This window comes from Azospirillum sp. UFLA03-27, from assembly GCF_059803775.1.
On the sequence record NZ_JAUQTX010000009.1, the window covers coordinates 11,909 to 33,745 of the forward strand.

The following is a 21,837-nucleotide window of genomic DNA, read 5'->3' on the forward strand; positions in this document are numbered from 1 at the left end:
CTGCGGTGACCAGGGAGGTTACAAACCGCAACGCCCCCGGAGCAAGGCTTACGGTTCCTCCGACACCCGCCACGCGCCGGACCCCGCCGGGCGGCGGGCCGGAGCCGCCCCGCCGGGAAGCGGCACGATCAGACGGCGCTTGGCCGGCTGCTGGGTCTTGCGCGACACCCCGGCGAAGATCTGCTTGGACGCCTCGATCATCGTGACCCCGGCGAAGGCCTTGAACCAGCGGCAGCCGACCTCTTCCCAGGCCGGGGCGGTCTTCATCAGGAAGCGGGAACGCAGCGGCGGCAGGAACAGGGCGTGCCCGGTGCGCTCCGGCACGAACATCGTGTCGCGAAGCACCTGCTTCAGTTGAGAAGCCGAGTAGGGGAAACCATGGCCGAAGGGCGTCCAGTCGGCTCGCGCCCACAGGCCGCGGCGGTTCGGCACCACCACCAGCACCCGGCCACCGCCGGCCAGCACGCGCCAGATCTCCCGCATCATCGGGCGGAGCTGCTCCGTCCCCTCCAGCCCATGGACGAGCAGCACGCGGTCCACCGACATGTCGGCCAGCGGCAGGTCCGCCTCGTCGCCCAGCGCCACCAGGCCCGGCCCACCCGGCGGCCAGAAGGTCACGCCCTGGGTCGCCGGCATGATGGAGAACACCCGCTCCGCCTCGTCGCGGAAGGGTTGCAGGTACGGCGTCGTGTAGCCGACCCCCAGCACGATCTGCCCGCGCAGGTCGGGCCAGATGGTGCGGATGCGCCGGCGGATCATCCGCCGCGCCGCCTGACCAAGCCCGGACTCGTAGAATTCACGAAGATCGACGATATCGGTGTACATGGTCATCCCAGGCTATCACGTTTCGATTGAACGTCCATTCATGCGGGAGGGGCCCAAGGCCATGGACATCCATCTTATTCCGGCTTTCGCCGACAACTACATCTACCTCCTGCACGACCCGGCCAGCGGCGCCGTCGGTGTCGTCGATCCCGGCGACGCGCAGCCTGTGCTGGCGGAACTGGACCGGCGCAACTGGACACTGACGCACATCTTCAACACCCACCACCACAACGACCACATCGGCGGTAACCACGCGCTGAAGGCGCGCTACGGCGCCGACGTGATCGGCCCGCGCGCCGACGCAGCCCGCATTCCCGATATGGAGACGTGCCTGGGCGAAGGCGAGACCATTTCGTTCGGATCGCTCACCGCGCAGGTGTTTTTCGTCCCCGGCCACACCTCCGGCCACATCGCCTTCTGGTTTCCGGAGGCCAAGGCGTTGTTCAGCGGCGACACGCTGTTCGCGCTCGGCTGCGGGCGGCTGTTCGAGGGCACCCCGGCCCAGATGTGGACCTCTCTGGTCAAGTTGCGCGGCCTGCCGGACGACACGCGCGTCTATTGCGGCCATGAATACACCCTGTCCAACGCCCGCTTCGCCGTGACGGTGGAGCCGGACAACGCTGCCCTGAAAGCCCGCGCGGCGGACATCGCCGCGCAACGCGAGCGCGGGGAGCCGACCATCCCCTCCACGCTGGGCGTCGAGAAGGCCACCAACCCCTTCCTGCGCGCCGACGTGTCGGAGGTCCAGTCCGCCATTGGCATGGCCGGGGCCGATCCGGTGGCGGTCTTCGCCGAGATCCGCGGCCGCAAGGACCGCTTTTAAGGCAAGGACTGCTTTTAAGAAGGAGCGCCCTCGCGCTACGCTGACGCCCACAAAACGGGAGGAGAGATTTTCATGAAGCTGCGCTGGAGCCCGACCTCGCCCTACGTCCGCAAGGTCGCGATGGTCCTCATCGAATGCGGGCTGGAGTCGGCGGTCGAGAAACAGGTGACCAACGCCTGGGCGCCGGACACCGATTTGCCGGCGGACAACCCGCTGGGCAAGGTGCCGGCCCTGATCCTGGACGACGGCTCGACGCTCTACGACAGCCCGGTGATCGCCGAGTATCTGGACTCGCTGCACGACGGCCCGCGCCTGTTCCCGGTCTCCGGCCCGGCACGCTGGACGGCGCTGCGCCAGCAGGCCCTGGCCGACGGCATCTGCGACGCCGCCATCCTGCGTCGCCTGGAGCTTCAGCGCCCGGACGGCGAGCGCTCCGACTCCTGGGCGGACCGCCAGCGCCGCGCCGTCGCCCGCGCCCTCGACGTGCTGGAGGCGGAGGCGCCGGCCCTCGACGGCACGCTGACCATCGGCACGCTGTCCGTCCTGGTGGCGCTCGGCTACCTCGACTTCCGGTTCGGGCATGAGGATTGGCGGGTGGGCCGCCCGGAGCTGGCGGCGTGGTTCGCCTCGGCTTCCGACCTCGACAGTTTCCGCCGCACCGCGCCGCCTCTGGCGTGAACGGAGACGACGCCATGGAGCCCCTGACGCCCGAGCGCATCATCGCGACGCTGGGCATGCAGCCCCATCCGGAAGGCGGCCACTATGTGGAAACCTTCCGGGACGCCCCGCCGGGCGGCGGGCGCGGGGTCAAGACCGGCATCCACTACCTGCTGCAGGCGGGAGAGCGCTCCCACTGGCACCGTGTGGACGCGGTCGAGATGTGGCACTGGCACGCCGGGGGGCCGCTGGAGCTGTCCATCTCCGAAGACGGGCGGTCGGTGGAGCGGGTAATCCTCGGGATGGACCTTGCGGGCGGTCAACGCCCGCAGGGGGTCGTTCCGGCCCACGCGTGGCAGGCGGCACGGCCAATGGAAGGTTGGGTTCTGGTGGGCTGCACCGTGTCCCCCGCCTTCGAATTCTCCGGCTTCGAAATGGCGCCGGAAGGATGGGAGCCGGGGTGAGCCGTCAGCGGGCGCCTCATCTTCTTTATACTTATCTGCATTGGCAACGGAAAAAGCAATCATGACGAATTTCTTCGAATCACCCTTCAAAGGAAAATTACTGTCCGAACAGGTGACGAATCCAAATATTATTGTTGGTCGCTACAGCTATTATTCAGGATATTATCACGGCCACTCTTTCGACGACTGCGCCCGGTACCTGATACCCGACCGAACCGATGTGGACAAGCTGATCATCGGAAGCTTCTGCTCGATTGGTTCGGGTGCCTCTTTCATCATGGCGGGCAACCAGGGACATCGAAACGATTGGGTTTCGACCTTCCCCTTCTTCTACATGAAGGAAGAAGCCGCCTTTGTCGGAGCACGCGACGGATACGCACCCGCCGGAGACACGGTCGTCGGAAACGATGTCTGGATCGGCTCGGAGGCCATGATCATGGCGGGCGTCAAAATCGGTCACGGCGCCATCATCGGCAGCCGGGCGCTCGTCACCAAAGACGTCGAGCCCTACACGGTCGTCGGCGGGAATCCGGCGAAGCCGATCCGCAAGCGGTTCCCTGACTCCGACATCGCCCAACTTCTGGAGATGGCTTGGTGGGATTGGCCGATCGAACAGATCGCCGAGGCCATGCCGATGCTCTGCGCTGGCGACATCGCTGCCCTCCACACGCAGTGGTCAAGGACCACCGACCGCGCGCCGTAAAAGCCTCACCCCCGCAGAACGTCGCGGCTGGCCAGCACGGCGCCGCCCATGATGAGCGCGCAGGCCGCCCAGACGGTCCAGCCTCCCGCCGCCTGCCCGAACAGGATCAGCAGCAGCGTGGAGGTCAGCGGCGTGGCGTAGGACAGCACACCCAGCGCCCGGATGTCGCCGCGCTTCACCCCGTGGTCCCACACGAAGAAGGCCGCGCCGACCGGCCCGATCCCCATGGCGAGCACCGCCAGCCATTCGCCGCCCGACGGCGCCACGGTGGTTTCGAACAGCAGGTGCGACAGCCCGGCCAGCACCGCCGTGGCGAGGCAGAAGCCGCCGACCGCCTCGGTCGGGACATCGCCGAAACGGCGCGACAGCACCGAATAGGACGCCCAGAGCACCGCCGCGGCCATGGCCGACAGGTAGCCCGGCGTGTCCCCGGCGTCGAGCGACAGGCCGCGCCCGCCACCGGTCACGATCAGCACCGTCCCGGCCAGCCCGCACAGCGCGCCCAGCACATGGCCGCGCTTCAACCGCTCCCCCGGCAGAAGGGCGGAGAAAAGGACGATCAGCAGCGGCCAGAGATAATTCAGCAGATTGACCTCGACCGCCGCACCGGGAGCGAGGCGGAAGGCAAGGAAATAGAAGAAATGGTACCCGAACAGCCCGGCGACGCCGAGCAGCCAGACCCGCCAGGGCTGGCGCAGCACGCCGATTACGTCCTTGCCCCGCGCGGCCCCCGCCGCCGTCCCGACGATGAAGGCGACGCCGAAGGACATCGCGACGAGTTGGAACGGCGGAATGGTTCCCGACAGCGCCGTCAGCAGCGCCAGCGTGGACCACATCAGGATGGCCAGCCCGCCAATGGCGGTGGCGCGGCGGACGGCGGCCGGGGCTGACGCCGCGGCGGCCGGGAGACTTTGGGGCGGGAAGCTATCGGTCGGCATGGCGAACGCTTAGCGCAAAGAACGCCGCCGGGCAATCGGCCCGGGCAATCGGACTGTCCGGCAGCGGAGCTGGGCGTGTATCCTGTCACCCGGCGGGTCCCATGCCGCGCCTCCGTCCAGGTCGTCACCATCCCAACCACGGCTCCCGCCTTGCCCACCGAAGCCCTTCTCGCCGTCCTGGCCGGCGCCCTTCTCCATGCCGGCTGGAACACCGCGCTGAAGGCCGGCGGCGGCAGTGCGTCCGACGCGGTCCTGGTGGTCGCCGGGTCCGCCTTCATCGCCTTGCTGCTGCTTCCCGTCGTTCCAGCGCCATCGCTCGCCAGCGCACCTTATCTCTGTGTGACGGCGGTGCTGCACGTCGCCTATTTCCGTCTCCTCGCCGCCGCCTATCGCGACGGGGCGATGAGCCACGCCTATCCTCTGATGCGCGGCACGCCGCCGCTGATCGTGGCGCTGTGCAGCGGCGTGCTGCTGGGCGAGGGGCTATCCACCGGCGCCTGGATGGGAACGCTGCTGGTCTGCGGCGGAATCCTCGGGCTGACCCTGTTGGGGCGGCGCTCGGCCCCGTCGGGATCGTGGCGGGGCACCGCCTGCGCGCTCGCCAACGCCCTGGTGATCGCCGCCTACACGGTGGTGGACGGCATCGGCGTTCGGCTGTCCGGTTCGGCGGCCGGCTACACGCTGTGGGGATTCCTGCTGTTGAGCGTGCCCATGGTGGGCGGGGCGCTGCTGAGCGACGCCCGGGGCTTCCTGAGCCACGCCTGCCGGCGCTGGATGGTGGCGCTGGCCGGCGGGGCGGCCAGCATCGCCTCCTACGGGCTCGCACTCTGGGCGATGACCCTGGCGCCGGTCGCGGTGGTGGCGGCGCTGCGCGAAACCTCGATCCTGTTCGCGATGGCGCTGGCCGCTCTGGTGCTCAAGGAGCGGGTCGGTCCGGTACGTCTGGCCTCCGGCGCGGTCATCGTGCTCGGCGCCGCGTCGCTGCGCCTCGCGGCCTGAGGCCCGGCGGCCCGATGCCCTACTGGCGGATGGCCAGGAAATTCTGGTACGCGAAGATTTCGTCGAACTCGGAATAGGCGGACAGCCGGTACAGCCCGTCCTTGACGATCTTGCAGACGGCGAAGCCGTCCAGCCGGCTCCAGAAGTCGCGCAGGAAGGTCCGGGAATCGAGGTTGCAGCCGCCGAACTCGAACTGGATGAAGTCAACGGCGCGCCGCTCCAGAAGGCCGCGCCCCCCGTCCAGGACGGCGATCTCGTGGCCCTCCACATCGATCTTGAGGAAATGGACGCGGTCGATGCCAGCCTCCGCGCAGAACCCATCCAGAGTCGCCAGACGAACGGTCTCCCCGCTCCCGCCCTCTTGAAATTCCCGGATCGCGCGATCGTGGAGGGAGGCCAGGGTCGAACCGGGCCGGTCGCTGTGCAGGGTGGCTGCGCCGGCCCGGTCGGACAGGCCGAGGTTGACGGGGCGGCAACGGCCGGGATAACGCGTGGCCGTCTCCTGCAGCGCGCGGAACGCCGTCGGCGACGGTTCGAAGGACCAGACGGTTGCGGCGGGAAAGCGGTCGAGCGCCGCCGCCGTGTAAACCCCGACGTTGGCGCCAACATCGAGAATCACGGCGTCGGCGACGCCGCGCCGCTTCAGTTCGCCCTGGATGTAGCGGAGGACTCCGGCCTCGCCCGAGGTCTGGATGTCGGCGTCGTTGACCAGACCCATCCCCTTCAGGGCCTGCCGGTGGATCGCGCGGAAGAAATCCTGCTGGCCGGCCTTTCCCTGATGCTCTGCGACGTAGTCGGCGACGGCGCGGAACAGCTCTTCAGGGGTCATGGCGGCGTGGTCTCCGGCAGCGGCGGACCGGCAGTGTAGCCGCCGCCGCCCCGCCGCGCCTCAGAAAAGCCCGTTCAGCAGAGACCCGCGCCCGCTGTAGCCGCTGCTTCCCCCGGTGAGGATGCCCAGCGCCCCGGAACTGGTCGTCGTGCCACCGGTCAGCAGGGAGGTCAGGCGCTGAAGCTGCGGCGTCTGCTGGAGCGGGTTGTCGCCCTTGGCCGGCTGCTTGGCGATGGTGTCGTAATCCTTGCTGTAATCACCCATGCGGAGCTGGAGGCCGTAGTTCTTCTCCTCCTTCGCCGCCACGCCTTTGTCGCGGGAGACGCGCAGCGTGTAGTCGCCACGGTCGAGCGACAGGGTGCCCGCCTCGAACTTCTTGTAGGCGTCGTAGGTAGAGCCGGCCTCGCTGTTGCTGTCGGCGACGATCTTGCCCTGCTTGTCCATCAGCTGGACGCGCACGCCGGTGTCGCCGACGCGGCCGAGGGCGACCTCGCCGGGCGTCGCCAGATTGAATTTGTAGAAGTCCGCCGGGTCGTTGGCGGCCAGCGTGCTGAGCACGTTGAGGCGGCTGGTGTCCTTCACCAGCGTGCCGACGTTGGTGGCGAAGGGCGCGGCGTTCAGGGCCGACTTGCGGACGGTCTGCTCATACTCCTGGACGTTGCCGCTGGGCTTGGCGTCGGTCGCCTGCTTGGCCTGCTCCTGGACGCGCTTCATCGCCGCGTCGATGGACGTCTGGATGCTCTGCGCCAAGCCGCTGATGTCGCTCATTCCAACCATGGCACGCCCCTCCGACCGGCATTCTTCGCGTTTGTCGGGCGGCCCCTTGCAGGAGGCGGGCCAAAAGGCTTTCCATGACTTTCAAAGGGTTGAGCCGGGGCTCCTGCCGAAGGGGCCGGCAAGATCCGCACCCCGTCCGGCAGGAATTGCCGGGGTCACGCTTCCACCAGCGCGAATGTGTCGACGTCCACCAGCCCGCGGTCGGTGATCTTCAGATGCGGAATCACCGGCAGCGGCAGGAAGGCCAGTTGCAGGAAGGGTTCGGCCAGCGGGCAGCCCATCTCCTTCACCGAGGCGCGCAGGCTGCGCAGATGACGCTCCACCGTCTCGAAGGGCTCCAGGCTCATCAGCCCGGCCAGCGGCAGGGCAAGTTCCCCCACCACCTGACCGTTGCGCACCGCGACGAAGCCGCCCTGAAGCTCGATCAGGCGGTTGACGGCGATGGCCATGTCCTCGTCCGAGGCGCCGACCACGCAGATGTTGTGGCTGTCGTGCCCGACCGAGGAAGCCAGCGCGCCCTCGCGGATGTGAAAGCCGCTGGCGAAGCCGCGCCCGACATTCTGGTTGGTGCCGTGGCGGGCGAAGACGCAGATCTTCAGGATGTCGCGGTCGGGATCGGCCACCAGCTTGCCGTCCCTGGCCGGCACCTCCAGCCGCAGATGGGCGGTGATGATCTTGCCGGGCAGCACACCGATCACCGACTGGACAGAGCCGCGGGCGGGCACCGCGAAGTCCTCCGCCGTCACCGGGTGGAGCTTGACGGAGCGCAGGCCCACCGGGCTGACCGCCGGACGGCCGGCGAAAGTCTCCGGTGTCACCACCCGCCCGTTGCGGATGACCCGGTTGACCGCGCATTCCTCCAGATCGTCCAGCAGGACGAGGTCGGCGCGCTGCCCCGGCGCGATCAGGCCGCGGTCGAACAGGCCGAAGCCGCGCGCCGCCGACCAAGTGGCTGCGCGGTAGACATGGGCCAGCGGGGCGCCCAGCCGGATCGCGCTGCGGATCAGATGGTCCATGTGCCCCTCCTCGGCGATGTCGAGGGGGTTGCGGTCGTCGGTGCAGAAGCCCAGGAAGGGCGATGTTTCCGGCTGGATCACCGGGGCCAGCGCGTGCACGTCCTTCGACACCGACCCGTCGCGGATCAGCACCTGCATGCCCTTGCGCAGCTTCTCCATCGCCTCCGGCGCGCTGGTCGTCTCATGGCAGTTGCGGATGCCGCAGGACAGATAGGCGTTCAGTTCCCGCCCGCTGAGCAGCGGAGCGTGGCCGTCGATGTGGCGGCCGTCGAAGGCGGCCAACTTGTCGAGAACCCCGTCCACCTTGTGGAAGACGCCGGGGAAGTTCATGAACTCCGCCAGCCCCAGCACCTTCGGGTGGTCCTTGTGGCGCAGCAGATCCGCCGCCTCCAGCCGCGCGCCGGAGGTCTCCAGCTCCGTCGCCGGCACGCAGGAGGAGAGTTGCACCCGCAGGTCCAGCACCGTTCCCTCGGCGCAGTCCAGGAAGTAGCGAAGCCCCTTTTCCCCCAGCACGTTGCAGATCTCGTGCGGGTCGCAGATGGCCGTGGTGGTGCCGCGCGGCAGGACGCAGCGGTCGAACTCCATCGGCGTGACGCAGGTGGATTCGCAATGGACGTGGGTGTCGATGAAGCCCGGAACGACGGTCAGTCCGGACCCGTCGATCTCCTCCGCCCCGTCGTACGATTCATAGGTGCCGACGATCCGGTCGGCACAGATGGCGATGTCGCCCGCTGCGGTTTCGCCGGTGACGACGTTGAGGAAACGGGTGTTCTTGATGACCAGATCGGCCTTGGTCTCGCCCAGGGCTTGGCCGATGCGCGTCTTCAATTCGTCCCGGGTGACCGCCATCGCTCCGCCTCGTCCAGCCCATTCCAAGTCTTCTTTAGGTAAATGGCCGGACGGCGCCCTTCAATCGGATATTCCATAACGTCGATTGCGCGCTCAGCCCCCCGGACGACTCGCCAGTTCGATCACTGGTGCGGTGCCACGATAGTCCGGGTAGTTCCAGTAGGTGCGCGGCTCCAGCCGGTAGGCCGGGAGACCGCCGCCCAGCGTGTAGACCGGCCCGCTTCCACCATAGCCGACGCCGTAGTTGCCCGCCTCGGGCGGACCATTGTCTCCGCATGCCGTCAGCACCAGAAGCAGAACGGCAATGAACAATTGCGTGAGCGTTCCGATGATGGCTGCGATGGGTTTCATGATCCACCCGCCCGCTCCGACGCGTTGCACCCTCATGAAAACAAACACGCCGTGACTTTGGCTATTCCTGAAAAAATTGGTTCGCTCCAAAAACAATATGCGTTTCGTCCAGTTCTGGCCAAAAGGCGGCGCGGCAACGTGTCATGGAACGATTTAACGCTTCGGAAACCAATGGGTGCCTCATTATCGTCAGACGCAGAGGCGGCACAAGACCGCCGCAATGGGGACGTCCAGCATGTTGAAAGCGCTTAAGAATCTAAAGATCGGGCCGAAGGTCTATCTTCTCGTGGGGCTGCAGGCGGCGGTGGCCGCGGTGACCGGCCTGATGGGGCTGGCCGCCATGCAGGATCTGGCCGGCAAGTCCGAGGCCATCGAACGGGCGTCGGACCGCCAAGTGCTGGGCGAGCAGCTCAACGGCCTCGTCCTGGCCGTCGTCATGGACTCGCGCGGCGTCTACATGGCCCGCGACCGGGCCGAGGTGGACAAGTTCGGCAAGCCCCTGCTGGACAATCTGAACACCCTTGGCGAGCGGCTCGGCACCCTGAAGCGCCTCACCCCGGCGGAGGGGCAGGCCGCGCTGGCTCCGGTGGCGGCGAAGGCCGAGGAGTTCATCCGCTTCCGCACCGAAACGGTGCGCCTCGCCCGTGAGAAAGGGTCGGCGGAAGCCCGGACTTACGGCGACAACGACGCCAACCGCAGCAACCGCCAGGCGCTCAACGCCGCGATCCAGGCGCTCAGCGCCAGTCAGGACGGCATGATCGACCGCCTGCACGACGAGCTGGAGTCGGCCCGCCGGCATTGGACCACCCTGATGCTCGCCATCGGCGTCGGCGGCGTGCTCTTCGGCATCCTGCTGGCCGTGCTGGTCGCCCGCGACATGATCGCGCGCCCCATCGCCCGCATGACCGCGGCGATGAAGACCATCGCCGCCGGCAACACCATGGCCGAGGTGCCCGGCACCGGCCAGGGCGACGAGGTCGGCGACATGGCGGAGGCCGTGCTGGTCTTCCGGGACGGGCTGCGGCGCGCCAATGACTTGGCCGAGCAGGAGCGCCGCGAGATCGACGTCCGCCGCCAGCGTCAGGAACGGCTGGAGGCCCTGACCCAGGGCTTCGCCCAGAAGATCGAGGGGCTGTGCCGCACCCTGAACGGGGAGGCCGACAGCATCCGCAGCAGCGCCGAATCGCTGACCCATTCCGCCGCCGACGCCTCGCGCCGCAGCTCGACCGTCGCCGCGGCGGCGGAGCAGGCCACCGGCAACGTCCAGACCGTGGCCGCGGCGACCGAGGAGCTGTCCACCTCCATCGGCTCGATCAGCCAGCGCCTCGGCGAGGCCGCCCGCATCGCCAGCGAGGCGGAGCGGGAGGCCCAGCGCACCAACAGCACCATCCAGGGCCTCGCCCAGGCGGCGGAGAAGATCGGCGCGGTGGTCAACCTCATCACCGAGATCGCCAGCCAGACCAACCTGCTGGCGCTGAACGCGACCATCGAGGCGGCGCGCGCCGGCGAGGCCGGCAAGGGCTTCGCCGTGGTGGCGCAGGAGGTGAAGAGCCTCGCCAACCAGACCGCCCGCGCCACCGAGGAGATCTCCGCCCAGATCGTCGCCATCCAGAGCGAGACCCAGCAGGCGGTCGGCGCAATCAGCGGCATCGTCGGCACCATCGAGCGGATCAGCGACATCAGCACCAACGTCGCCGCCGCGGTGGAGCAGCAGGGCTCCGCCACCCAGGAAATCGCCCGCAACGTGCAGGAGGCCGCGATCGGCACGCAGGAGGTCTCCTCGACCATCTCCGGCGTGTCGCAGTCCGCCGACCATACCGGAGAGGCCGCCGGTGGCCTGCTGAGCGCCGCCAAGGGCCTGTCGGTCCACGCGCGCACCCTGCAAACCGATGTGGACGACTTCACCCGCCAGATGAAGGCGGTCTGACCCCCTCCCTCCTCCTCTCCGGCTTTCGCGCCGGAGAGGAGGCTTTTCCCGACGCATCCTTTCCGTTGATACCGCCTCGGCGTTCGAAGCTTACCCGCCTCATACCCCATTTGATGTAGATCAATGCCGCGCCTGCATCGAAGCTGGTGCAATGCCGGCGAGCGTTTCGCGCCAAAATACCCCTACAATTGATAGGGATTACGCCGCGCCGTGGGTTTCCCTCATCGGGTTCCCCAGGACGCGCCGTGGCGTGCTGCGCATCCGGCGTCCGGCAACCGGGCGGCCAGCGGATCAATGCAAAAGGGTCTTTGGGGGAAATCATGCCCGACGGACATGTGGATCTCGACGCCGAGCACATCGGCGATCTCGACGAGTATGAGGGTGCGCTGGCCGGCCTGTCCCGCCGGGAGTTCCTGACCTACTGCACGGGCGTGGCCGCCACGCTGGGCCTGTCCCCCGCCTTTGGCGTGAAGATCGCCAACGCCGCCGTGGCCGCGCCGCGCCCGACGGTGATCTGGCTGTCGGGCCAGGCCTGCACCGGCTGCACCGAATCGCTGCTGCGCACCCATCACCCGTCGCTGGAGACGCTGATCCTCGACACCATCTCGCTCGACTACAACGAGACGCTGATGACCGGCTCCGGCCACCAGGCCGAGAACTGGAAGCAGCAGGCGATGAAGGACAATTGGGGCAAGTACCTGATGGTCACCGACGGCTCCATCCCGACGAAGGATGGGGGCGTCTACTGCAAGGTCGCCGGCAAGACCTACAAGGACGCCGTGCTGGAGTGCGCCAAGGGCGCCGCCGCGGTCATCTCCATGGGGTCCTGCTCCTCCTGGGGCGGCTGGCCGTCGACCGGCGTCAATCCGACGGGCGCCGTCGGGCTGAACGAGATCATCAAGGACAAGCCGGTCGTCTCCGTCCCCGGCTGCCCGCCGAACCCCTACAATTTCCTGTCGCTGGTCCTGCATTTCGTCGCCTTCGGCAAGTTGCCGGAGCTGGACGACAAGATGCGCCCGAAGTTCGCCTACGGCCGCCTGATCCACGAGAATTGCGAGCGCCGCCCGCATTTCGACGCCGGACGCTTCGCCATGGAGTTCGGCGACTACGGCCACCGCCAGGGCTACTGTCTCTACAAGCTCGGCTGCAAGGGGCCGGAGACCTACGCGAACTGTCCGTCCGTCGGCTTCAACGATGTCGGCCAGGGCACTTGGCCGGTCGGCACCGGCCATCCCTGCTTCGGCTGCACCGAGAAGGGCGTCGGCTTCACCAAGGGCATCCATGAGCTGGCCTCGCTGAAGTCGGTGGCGCCGCCCAACACCTACCCGGCGGTCGCCGTGGACAAGGGCGAGGGCATCTCCGCCGGGGCCGCGGCGGTGGTCGCCGGCATCGCCGGCGCGGCGGTCGGCGCCGGCGCCGTCATCTCCAGCCGGCTCGGCAAGCAGGACGCGAAGACCGAATCCTCCTCCACCGCCGCCGAGTGAGGTGACGCCATGTCGAAAAACATGATGTCAAAGAACATGATGTCGAAAAGCAGGACATCGGTCTCGCGGCGCGGCTTCCTGCGGAACGCGGTCAAGGGCAGCGCGGCCGCCGCCGCCGCGGCCTGCACCACGGTTGTCGCCGCCCCGCCGGAAGCCAACGCGCTGGTCCGCCCGCCCAAGCCGCTGCCGCCCGACGCGGTCGGCCTGCTCTACGACAGCACGCTGTGCATCGGCTGCAAGGCCTGCGTGACCGCCTGCAAGGAGGTCAACCACATGCCGCCCGACGTCGGCCCGGCCCAGCAGGGCTGGAACGCGGGGGGCGGCGACAAGCCGATCTACGACAGCCCGGTGGAGCTGTCGGCCAGGACGCTGAACGTCATCAAGGCCTACAGCCACGGCACCGGCGCCACCAAGGACGCGGCGGAGAACGGCTTCGCCTTCATCAAGCGGCAGTGCCTGCACTGCGCCGATCCGTCCTGCGTGTCGGTCTGCCCGGTGTCGGCGATGACCAAGGACGCGAAGACCGGCATCGTCAACCACGACCCGAGCGCCTGCATCGGCTGCCGCTACTGCGTGCTGTCCTGCCCGTTCGGCGTGCCGAAGTACGACTACAACGACGCCTTCGGCGAAATCAAAAAGTGCCAGCTCTGCAAGCAGCAGCTCGCCAAGAACGAGCTTCCGGGCTGCGCCGACGTCTGCCCCACTGGGGCGACGCTGTTCGGCCGCACGGAGGACCTCAAGGCGGAGGCCAAGCGCCGCACCGCGCTGACGGTCGGCGAATACACCCACTACCCGCGCGGCGATATCGCCGGCAAGGTCGGCGGTCCGCGCTCCGGCCATGAGAAGCTCGTCGAGGCGGCCTACCAGACGCACATCTACGGCGAGAAGGAGCTGGGCGGCACCCAGTGCCTCGCGGTGTCCGCCGTGCCGTTCGACAAGCTGAACCTGCCCACCAACGTGCCGGAGAACGGCTATCCGACCCTGTCGGAAGGGATCCAGCACACGCTCTACGCGGGCATGATCGCCCCCGCCACGGTGTTCGCCGGTCTCGCCTATCTGGCGCACCGCAACACCAAGAACCACACCGACGAGTGAGGGGGCCACGCCATGTCTTCGCAAGCTCATGAGCATCATGGACACGAGCACCAGCCGCTCGGTGGCCGGGTCCTCACCCTTCCCTTCCTGATCTGCGCCGCGCTCGTCGCCGTCGCCGGCGTCATCCTGTTCCAGCGCTACACGCAGGGTCTGGCCGCCGCGTCAAACCTGAACGACGGCTATCCCTGGGGCATCTGGGTGGCCATCGACGTGGTGATCGGCTCGGCCTTCGGCTGCGCCGGCTACGTCATCGCGCTGCTCTGCTACATCCTGAACCGCGGCGAGTACCACCCGCTGGTCCGTCCGGCGGTGCTGGCCAGCCTGTTCGGCTACGGCCTCGCCGGTCTGGCGGTGCTGGTCGATCTCGGCCGCTACTGGAACTTCTACCACATGATGCTGCCGTGGTACGCGCAGCCCAACTCCGTGATGCTGGAGGTCGGCCTGTGCGTGGCGACCTACACGCTGGTGCTGGTGGTGGAGTTCGCCCCGGCCTTCCTGGAGCGCTTCGGCATCGAGGGGCTGCGCGCCAAGCTGAACAAGGTGCTGTGGGTCTTCATCGCGCTGGGCGTCCTGCTGCCGACGATGCACCAATCCTCGCTCGGCACCATGATGGTCATCGTCGGGCACAAGCTGTCGCCGCTGTGGCAGTCGCAGATGCTGCCGGTCTTCTTCCTGCTGACCGCCATCCTGATGGGCTTCGCCATCGTGGTGTGGGAATCGGTCATGGCCTCGCTGAACTTCCGCCGCCCGATGGAAACGCCGGTGCTGTCGAAGCTGTCGGGCCTGATGCTGGTCGTCGCCTCGCTGTTCGTCGTGCTGCGCTTCGTCGACCTGATCGTGCGCGGCCAGATCGGCCAGATCTTCGGCGGCCCGCAGTCCGGCTGGTTCATCGCGGAAATGGTGTTGATGATCTCCGGCCTCGTGCTGCTGATCCCCAAGGCCAACCGCAACCGGTCGCGGGCGCTGTTCCTGTCGGCCTCGCTCCTGCTGGCGGCGGGCATCCTCTACCGCCTGAACGTCTATCTCATCGGCTTCACGCCGGCGGTCGGCCCTTGGCACTACTTCCCCTCGGTCAAGGAAATCATGGTCACCGTCGGCGTCTTCGCGCTGGAGATCGCGCTGTATCTCCTCTTCGTGAAGAAGCTGCCCGTCATGCACGCCGTCCATCCCGAGCACGGCTGAGTTTAGGAGAGTTTCATTATGGCTCAGCGAGTTGTTGTAGATCCGGTCACCCGCATCGAGGGCCACCTGCGGGTCGATTGTGAAGTGGACGGCGGCAAGGTCACCAACGCCTGGGCGTCGGGCCAGATGTGGCGCGGCATCGAGCTGATCCTTCAGGGCAAGGACCCACGCGACGCCTGGGTCTTCGCCCAGCGCATCTGCGGCGTCTGCACCACGGTGCACGCCATCACCTCCGTCCGCGCGGTGGAGAACGCGCTGAAGCTGGAGGTGCCGCTCAACGCCCAGTACATCCGCAACATGATCCAGGGCGCCCACAACGTCCACGATCACATCGTCCATTTCTATCACCTGTCCGCGCTCGACTTCGTGGACATCGTCTCGGCGCTGAAGGCCGACCCGGCGGCGACCGCCAAGCTGGCCCAGTCGATCTCCGGCTGGCCGCGGAACAGCACGCAGGAGTTCGCCACCGCGCAGAAGAAGCTGCAGGCCTTCATCAACTCCGGCCAGCTCGGCATCTTCGGCTCGGGCTACTGGGGCCACCCGGCGATGAAGCTGACGCCGGAAGCCAACCTGATGGCGGCGTCCCACTACCTCCAGGCGCTCGACTACCAGCGGCGCATGAACAAGGTGGTGGCGATCCTCGGCTCCAAGACCCCACACATCCAGAACATGGCGGTCGGCGGCGTCACCAACCCGATCAACATGGATAGCCAGTCCACCCTGACCCTCGAAAAGCTGATGTACATCAAGCAGCTGATCGACGAGGTGGGCGACTTCATCACCCAGGTCTATATCCCCGACGTGGCGGCCATCGGCGCCTTCTACGCCGACTGGACGCAGTATGGCCGCGGCGTGGTGAACTACCTGTCCATCCCGGACATGCCGCTGGACACCAAGGGCACCACCTTCGCCCTGCCCGCCGGCTACATCGATGGCGGCGACCTCACCAAGTTCACCCCGATCAAGGACTTCCACGACCCCTACTTCGAGAAGGGCGTGAAGGAGAGCGTGAAGCATTCCTGGTACCAGGGCGGCAAGGGTCCCCTGCACCCCTACGACGGCGAGACGATCCCGAACTTCACCGACTGGCAGGACGACGGCAAGTACAGCTGGATCAAGTCGCCGACCTTCTACGACAAGCGCGCCCAGGTCGGCCCGCTGGCCAACGTGCTGGGCATGTACGCGTCGGGCCACCAGCGCACGCAGTTCTGGGTCAACGCGGTGCTGGACGCGGTGTCGGGCCATCTCGGCAGCAAGGTCGGCGTCGACGCTCTGCACTCCACCATCGGCCGCCACGCCGCCCGCGCGGTGCGCTGCGTGGTCCTGCACGAGGAATTGCAGAACCAGTGGAAGCTCCTGATGGAGAACATCGCGAAGGGCGACACCAAGACCTTCAACAAGCCGGTGTTCCCGAAGGGCGAGATCCGCGGCTTCGGCTTCCACGAGGCGCCGCGCGGCATGCTCTCGCACTGGGTCGTGATCGAGAACGGCAAGATCAAGAACTACCAGGCGGTCGTGCCGACCACCTGGAACGCCGGTCCGCGCGACGAGGACGGGAACATCTCGGCCTACGAGGCGGCCCTGATCGACAACCCGGTGGCGGTCGCCGACCAGCCGCTGGAGATCATCCGCACCCTGCACAGCTTCGACCCGTGCCTGGCCTGCGCCGTGCACCTGACCGACACGGAAACGAAGTCGCATTATCAGGTGAAGGTCGCCTGATCCAAGCCTTCTGACCGGCCGAAAGCCCCTCTTCCCCATGGAGGAGGGGCTTTTCGCGTCGCCTGTTCAGGCCGATTGATCCAGTTCACGGCGCCCGGCGCCGATCCGGCCTCATCCTTCTGTTTCAAAATCAACGAACGGAGCGTCCGCGCCATGTCCATCCTCGTCCTCGGCCTCGGCAACATCCTCCTGATGGACGAAGGGGTGGGCGTGCGCGCCATGGAGGCGTTCGACGCCGCCTGGAGCGTGCCCGACCATGTCAGCGTGGTGGACGGCGGCACCTGTGGCATGGACATGCTGGACCTGATCGCCAGCCACAAGCACCTCATCGCGGTGGACGCGGTGAAGACCGGCGCGCCGCCGGCCAGCCTGACCGTGCTGCGCGGCGACGAGGTTCCGGCCTATTTCAAGGGCAAGCTGTCGCCCCACCAACTCGGCCTCAGCGACCTGCTGGCCTCGCTGCGCCTGCAGGACGAGGCGCCGGAGAGCGTGACGGTGGTCGGCTGCGTGCCGATGGCGCTGGGCACCGGCCTGATGATGTCTCCGGAGATCGAGGCGGTGATCCCGCGGATGGTGACGATGATCGTCGAGGAACTGGCCCGCCTCGGTGTGACCGCCACGCCCCGAAACTGAGCGTGGCGATCACGATCAATCCTCAGCGGTCGGCGCGGATCGGGCCGAACTCCACCGGGACCCAGGCGTAGCCCTTGCCTTCGGTGCGGACATGGCCGATGCCGGGGAAGGGCAGATGGGCGCCGGCCACCCACAGCTTCTGCGCCGCGGCGTCGGCGAAGAGCTTCTTGCGGGACGCGACGGCCTGCGCCTTGTCGGCGTCGAACTCGATGACGACCTCCGGGCGGGCGAACTGCACGGAGTGGCTGTGCACGACGTCGCCCCACATCAGGATGCTGCGCTCCCCCGATGTGAACAGATAGCCGCTGTGCCCCGGCGTGTGGCCGTAGGCCGCCACCGATTCCACGCCCGGCACGAGGCTGTCGCCGGGCTGGTAGGGTTTCAGCTTGCCCGCCGCTGCGTAGGGAGCCACCGCCGCGCGGGCCATGGCGAAGAAGGGCTGGCTGTCGGCCGGGGCCTTGGCCGCCACCTCCTCGCTCAGCCAGAAGTCGGCGTCGGCCTTGGCGACCTGGACCGTCGCGTTGGGGAACAGCATGGCGCCGTCCGGACGCAGCAGGCCGTTGGCGTGGTCCGGGTGCAGGTGGGTCAGCAGAACCGTGTCGATCTGCTCCGGGCTGTAGCCGGCGGCGCGGATGTTGTCGGCAATGAAGCCCAGCGCCGGACCGAAGGCCTTGGCCGTCCCGGTGTCCACCAGGACGAGGTTTGCGCCGGTGTGCACGAGGAAAGCGTTCACCGCCGTCTGGACGCCCGGTGTGTCGGCCAGGAACATCCGGGCGAGCAGGCTCTGGATATCGTCGGCGCTGGCGCCGCTGAGGATCTTGCGGTCGAGGTCGATGAAGCCGTCATACAGAGCGGTGACCTCGAAATCGCCGATGGCCATGCGGTAGTAGCCCGGCGCCTGGGTCCGCTGCTGGCCCGGCACCTCCGCCAGGGCCGGCGCCGCAGGGGCGAGGACGGCACCGGCGGTCAAGACGGCGGGAACGGCGACAGCCAGGGTGAGCAGGGCACTGCGCAAGGTGACGAAGGTCGGCGGAGTCATCGGCGAGGTTCCCCTTCAGAATGGTCGGCGCCCAGCATGGCCGTCCTGGCCGCGCGGCGGAAGGGCAACCGCGCGCATGACGCCAATGCATTGATCGAGACCATGGAAATGTCGTCACCGCTGCGCATGGGATCGCCCGGTGGAAGGTCTGCCGGATCATCGCCAGCGACTCGGTCCCCGCTGCACGAGGCGGCGGACACCCGCGGGTAAGTCGACATCGTCGAGGCATCGGCACGGAACGGCCACCCGGCGAGAGTTGTCTTGAGGATTAGCCCGTCACCCCCATCCGGACCAGGCGGCGCCGGACGTGTCGTGACGCGAGCCTGGCTTCAACCACCACGGGCCGGCCCGTCCGATCGCGTCACGGCTGAAAGCAATCGGACAAGCACTGGGCGACGAGGAAGCAAAGCCGCTTTGCGCGTCACCAAAACACCACTCGCTTATCGAAGATTTTCAATTTTTGCCTGTTTATGAAATTATAGGAAAATTAACAATCCAAGCACATAACAAAAAGCCGCGCAGTGTCCTTCGTCCTTGAAGGTCATAGGGAGACCGGGATGAGAATTATCGGAAAAATCATTACGGCCAACGCGATTATGGCCGTCGTCCCACTCTGCCTGGCTGGGTTCATCGCGTACGACGCGGTATCCGACGTGCGCACGCAACTGGAAGCGCAACGCAACCTTGCCGCGTATGAAACCGCCATCGCGATCGGCTCCAAGGTGCCCACCGAACGGTCGGCGTGGGGCTATGCCTTCGGGGTTTCCGGCCAGTTGGACGCCGAGACGAACAAGCGGCTCGAAACGACGGGCGCCGCGCTCGACGAGTCCATCGGCGCGGCGCGGCAGCGCTTCGCGGCGGCTGGATTGCCGACGGCGACGATCGACCGTCTCACCGCGGAATTGAAGACGATGCGGACGGACGGACGGAATGCGCTGATGCAGCCCCCCTCCTCCCGTCCCGCCAACGCCTATGCCACCGTGGTCGACGGCCTTGCGAAGGCAAGCGATCTGGGAGGAAAAGCCACCGACGAAGCCTTCCGCGCGACGATAAAGGCGGATCAAACCCTGCTTTCGACCACCAGCCTCGCCCGCACGGCCCAGGACCTGCGTGACATCGATGGGGTTCGCTCCTCCTTCCTCGCCATTTTTGTCAATGGCACGGAGCAGACCCCCGAGCGCATCAAGACCCTGACCGAAATGACCGGCAAGATCGCCCTGCTCTGGCAGCAGATCGGGAAGGCGGTCGAGGCTATGGGCAGTCCTCCGGACCTCGTGAAGGCGTTGGACCATATGAAGGCGACGGTGATGTCGGATGGCGAGGCGCGCTTCCAGGCCGCCCTCGCCGCGGCGCGGGATCGCGCGCCGCCGCCCGTCACCTATGCCGAATGGAACAAGTGGGCCGGCCCGATGCTGAACAACATCCTGGTGATGCGGGATGCGGCGCTGGTCAACGCCAAGGAACAGAACGCCGACACCCTGAGCCGGGCGTGGTGGCAGTTGGGCATCGCGTTGACGGTCATCGCGGCCATCCTGGCGGCCTTCGGCCTGGCGCTGCTGCTGATGTTCCGGCAGGTCATCCGCCGCCTGCACCGGCTGACCGCCGCAATCCTGCGGCTGGCGCAAAACGATCTCGCCGTCGAGATTCCGCAACCCACCGCCACCGACGAGATCGGCGACATGGCCCGCGCGCTTCAGGTTCTGAAGGACGGCGCCGAAGAGCGCGTCCGTCTGACCGAAACCGGCAAGGCCGAGGTTGTCAGCAAGGAAAAGCGGACGCGGGCGCTGGAGGATCTGATCCGCGGCTTCGACCGCAAGTCCGCCGACATCCTGAGCAAGCTCGGCGCCTCCACCGCCGGGATGAGCCAGTCGGCGGGGCTGATGGCAGCGCTGGCCGACCAGACCCACCGGCAATCGACCGCCACCGCCGCCGCCGCCGAGCAGACCGCCACCAACGTCCAGACCGTCGCGGCGGCCAGCGAGGAGATGACCGCCGCGATCCAGGAGATCGGCCGTCAGGTCACCCGTTCCAACGAAATCGCCGGGAAGGCGGTGGCGGAGGCCGGGCAGACCAGCGACAGCGTGCGCAGCCTGGCCAGCGCCGCCGGGCGCATCGACGACGTCGTCAAGCTCATCCAGGGCATCGCCGCCCAGACCAATCTGCTGGCGCTGAACGCCACCATCGAGGCGGCGCGGGCCGGCGAGGCCGGCAAGGGGTTCGCGGTCGTGGCGGGAGAGGTCAAGAGCCTCGCCAACCAGACCGCCAAGGCTACCGAGGAAATCTCGGCGCAGATCGCCTCCGTGCAGTCCGCGACCCAGGGCACGGTGGCGGCGATCGAAGGGATCGGCGCCACCATCGCGTCGATCAACGAGATCTCCGCCACCATTGCCGCCGCGACCGAAGAGCAGAACGCCACCGCCGGCGAGATCTCGCGCAACATCGTCGAGGCGGCGCGCGGCACCCAGGAGGTCAGCGGCAACATCGCCAACGTCAACGGCGCCGCCACGCAGGCCGGCACCGCCGCCGCCGAGGTTCTGGAGTCCGCCAGAACCCTGTCGCAATGGGCCGACGCACTTCATCAGGAAGTCTCGACCTTCCTCGCGGCCATCCGGGCGGCCTAGGCGGAACGCCGTCGATGCGATGCGCCGCGTGGAACGCGGCATACAAAAAGGCCCGGCGGAAAAACCCGCCGGGCCTTTTCGATTGCGTCGAAGGCGGTGCTCCGGATCAGCCCAGCGCGAGCAGCGCCACGCCGGCCAGACCGACCACGGCGCCGGTGCCGCGCAGCGCCAGGGCCCCCCTGCGGCCTTCCACCAGACGGCGCAGCGACAGGGCGGCGCCGATGCCCGCCCCGTGCAGCAGCGCGGTGGACAGGGCGAAGCCCAGGCCGTAGAGCAGCGGCTCCGCCGCCTCCGGCATCTCGGCGCCGTGGGCGTGGCCGTGGAACACGGCGAACAGGGCGACCACACCGGCGGAGGCCAGCAGCGGCAGCCGGGACTGCAGGGCGATCAGGGCGCCCAGGGCGACCACGGACAGGACGATGCCAAGCTCGACCTGCGGCAGGTCGATGCCGGCGACACCCAGCAGTCCGCCGCCGATCATCGCGCCGACGAAGGCCGTCGGCAGCGCCCACAGGGCCTTGCCGCCGCGCTGCGCGGCCCACAGGCCGACGGCGACCATGGCCAGCAGGTGATCCCAGCCGCCGACCGGGTGCATGAACCCATGGACGAACCCGGCATCATGGGCGCCGAAGGTGTGGGCGAACGCCGCGTTGGGCAGCGCGGCCAGGGCCGCCGCCGCGGTGACCGACGCGAGAGCGATGCGTTTCATTCGTGAAAACCCCTGCTGTATCGTTGAGCGGCGCACGACCGACCCCTACCCCATCGCGCGCGAAGCGGTCGCCACTTTAGCAGAACCGTTCCGATTGGAAATGGCGGAGCGCCATGAAATTGCGTCGGACCGCATGTTTGACGCACATCAATGTGCGGATTCAACCCCCGGTCAAGATGCCGCGGTTACGTCGC

At 67.7% G+C, this 21,837-nt stretch carries 20 protein-coding genes; 12 read left to right on the forward strand and 8 right to left on the reverse strand.

Annotated elements, in window-relative coordinates:
* Positions 1 to 48: 48 nt before the first annotated feature.
* The gene (locus Q4I23_RS02590; RefSeq protein WP_035678754.1) at positions 49 to 825 is read right to left on the reverse strand and encodes a class I SAM-dependent methyltransferase; all 777 of its coding nucleotides are present in this window, start codon (positions 823 to 825) and stop codon (positions 49 to 51) included.
* Between the two features lie 61 nt (positions 826 to 886).
* Between Q4I23_RS02590 and gloB the strand changes: the two genes are divergently transcribed.
* From gloB to catB, 4 genes are all read left to right on the forward strand, one after another.
* Positions 887 to 1,648, forward strand: a complete 762-nt coding sequence (gloB, locus tag Q4I23_RS02595; RefSeq protein ID WP_498525208.1) for a hydroxyacylglutathione hydrolase — start codon at positions 887 to 889, stop codon at positions 1,646 to 1,648.
* Positions 1,649 to 1,720: 72 nt separating this feature from the next.
* Positions 1,721 to 2,326 (forward strand): glutathione S-transferase N-terminal domain-containing protein, encoded by a 606-nt coding sequence (locus Q4I23_RS02600; protein WP_454017016.1) that lies wholly within the window; start codon positions 1,721 to 1,723, stop codon positions 2,324 to 2,326.
* A gap of 14 nt (positions 2,327 to 2,340) precedes the next feature.
* Positions 2,341 to 2,769: a cupin domain-containing protein gene (locus tag Q4I23_RS02605; RefSeq protein WP_498525209.1), complete on the forward strand. Its 429-nt coding sequence runs from the start codon at positions 2,341 to 2,343 to the stop codon at positions 2,767 to 2,769.
* A 61-nt stretch (positions 2,770 to 2,830) separates the two neighbouring features.
* A complete protein-coding gene (catB, locus tag Q4I23_RS02610; protein WP_454017018.1) occupies positions 2,831 to 3,472 on the forward strand; it encodes a type B chloramphenicol O-acetyltransferase in 642 nt (213 codons plus the stop codon).
* A gap of 5 nt (positions 3,473 to 3,477) precedes the next feature.
* On the opposite strand, the gene yddG is transcribed toward catB, so the two are convergent.
* Positions 3,478 to 4,410, reverse strand: coding sequence for an aromatic amino acid exporter YddG (gene yddG, locus Q4I23_RS02615; protein WP_454017019.1), 933 nt, complete (start codon positions 4,408 to 4,410; stop codon positions 3,478 to 3,480).
* Positions 4,411 to 4,485: 75 nt separating this feature from the next.
* Here yddG and Q4I23_RS02620 point away from each other — a divergent pair, with 75 nt between their 5' ends.
* Positions 4,486 to 5,409 carry an EamA family transporter gene (locus tag Q4I23_RS02620; protein ID WP_498525210.1) on the forward strand — a complete coding sequence of 308 codons (924 nt, stop codon included), beginning with the start codon at positions 4,486 to 4,488 and terminating at the stop codon, positions 5,407 to 5,409.
* Positions 5,410 to 5,428: 19 nt separating this feature from the next.
* Here the strand turns inward: Q4I23_RS02620 and Q4I23_RS02625 are convergent, their stop codons facing one another.
* The 4 genes from Q4I23_RS02625 to Q4I23_RS02640 all read right to left on the reverse strand — a co-directional run bounded on the left by Q4I23_RS02625 (position 5,429) and on the right by Q4I23_RS02640 (position 9,192).
* Complete coding sequence (locus tag Q4I23_RS02625) at positions 5,429 to 6,238, reverse strand: FkbM family methyltransferase (RefSeq protein WP_498525211.1); 810 nt, start codon at positions 6,236 to 6,238, stop codon at positions 5,429 to 5,431.
* A gap of 60 nt (positions 6,239 to 6,298) precedes the next feature.
* Complete coding sequence (locus Q4I23_RS02630) at positions 6,299 to 7,015, reverse strand: hypothetical protein (RefSeq protein WP_454017022.1); 717 nt, start codon at positions 7,013 to 7,015, stop codon at positions 6,299 to 6,301.
* 155 nt (positions 7,016 to 7,170) lie between these two features.
* Positions 7,171 to 8,880 (reverse strand): adenine deaminase, encoded by a 1,710-nt coding sequence (gene ade, locus Q4I23_RS02635; protein WP_454017023.1) that lies wholly within the window; start codon positions 8,878 to 8,880, stop codon positions 7,171 to 7,173.
* A 93-nt stretch (positions 8,881 to 8,973) separates the two neighbouring features.
* Positions 8,974 to 9,192 (reverse strand): hypothetical protein, encoded by a 219-nt coding sequence (locus tag Q4I23_RS02640; protein ID WP_498525212.1) that lies wholly within the window; start codon positions 9,190 to 9,192, stop codon positions 8,974 to 8,976.
* Positions 9,193 to 9,466: 274 nt separating this feature from the next.
* Here Q4I23_RS02640 and Q4I23_RS02645 point away from each other — a divergent pair, with 274 nt between their 5' ends.
* The 6 genes from Q4I23_RS02645 (at position 9,467) to Q4I23_RS02670 (ending at position 17,274) form a co-directional block, all read left to right on the forward strand.
* On the forward strand, positions 9,467 to 11,158 hold the full coding sequence (locus tag Q4I23_RS02645; protein ID WP_498525213.1) for a methyl-accepting chemotaxis protein: 1,692 nt from the start codon (positions 9,467 to 9,469) through the stop codon (positions 11,156 to 11,158).
* Between the two features lie 320 nt (positions 11,159 to 11,478).
* On the forward strand, positions 11,479 to 12,642 hold the full coding sequence (locus Q4I23_RS02650) for a hydrogenase small subunit (RefSeq protein ID WP_237905162.1): 1,164 nt from the start codon (positions 11,479 to 11,481) through the stop codon (positions 12,640 to 12,642).
* A gap of 36 nt (positions 12,643 to 12,678) precedes the next feature.
* Positions 12,679 to 13,737, forward strand: coding sequence for a hydrogenase 2 operon protein HybA (hybA, locus tag Q4I23_RS02655; RefSeq protein WP_498525214.1), 1,059 nt, complete (start codon positions 12,679 to 12,681; stop codon positions 13,735 to 13,737).
* 12 nt (positions 13,738 to 13,749) lie between these two features.
* Positions 13,750 to 14,919: a Ni/Fe-hydrogenase cytochrome b subunit gene (gene hybB / locus Q4I23_RS02660; RefSeq protein WP_498525215.1), complete on the forward strand. Its 1,170-nt coding sequence runs from the start codon at positions 13,750 to 13,752 to the stop codon at positions 14,917 to 14,919.
* A gap of 18 nt (positions 14,920 to 14,937) precedes the next feature.
* On the forward strand, positions 14,938 to 16,641 hold the full coding sequence (locus Q4I23_RS02665; protein ID WP_498525216.1) for a nickel-dependent hydrogenase large subunit: 1,704 nt from the start codon (positions 14,938 to 14,940) through the stop codon (positions 16,639 to 16,641).
* Positions 16,642 to 16,794: 153 nt separating this feature from the next.
* Positions 16,795 to 17,274: a HyaD/HybD family hydrogenase maturation endopeptidase gene (locus tag Q4I23_RS02670; protein WP_137105400.1), complete on the forward strand. Its 480-nt coding sequence runs from the start codon at positions 16,795 to 16,797 to the stop codon at positions 17,272 to 17,274.
* A 22-nt stretch (positions 17,275 to 17,296) separates the two neighbouring features.
* Here the strand turns inward: Q4I23_RS02670 and Q4I23_RS02675 are convergent, their stop codons facing one another.
* Entirely contained in the window at positions 17,297 to 18,313 is a 1,017-nt protein-coding gene (locus tag Q4I23_RS02675) for an MBL fold metallo-hydrolase (protein ID WP_498525217.1), read from the reverse strand.
* A 557-nt stretch (positions 18,314 to 18,870) separates the two neighbouring features.
* On the opposite strand from Q4I23_RS02675, the gene Q4I23_RS02680 reads away from it, so the two are divergent.
* On the forward strand, positions 18,871 to 20,934 hold the full coding sequence (locus Q4I23_RS02680) for a methyl-accepting chemotaxis protein (protein ID WP_498525218.1): 2,064 nt from the start codon (positions 18,871 to 18,873) through the stop codon (positions 20,932 to 20,934).
* Positions 20,935 to 21,040: 106 nt separating this feature from the next.
* Here Q4I23_RS02680 and Q4I23_RS02685 read toward each other — a convergent pair whose 3' ends face one another.
* Positions 21,041 to 21,643 carry a HupE/UreJ family protein gene (locus Q4I23_RS02685; protein WP_454017031.1) on the reverse strand — a complete coding sequence of 201 codons (603 nt, stop codon included), beginning with the start codon at positions 21,641 to 21,643 and terminating at the stop codon, positions 21,041 to 21,043.
* Positions 21,644 to 21,837: the final 194 nt, after the last annotated feature.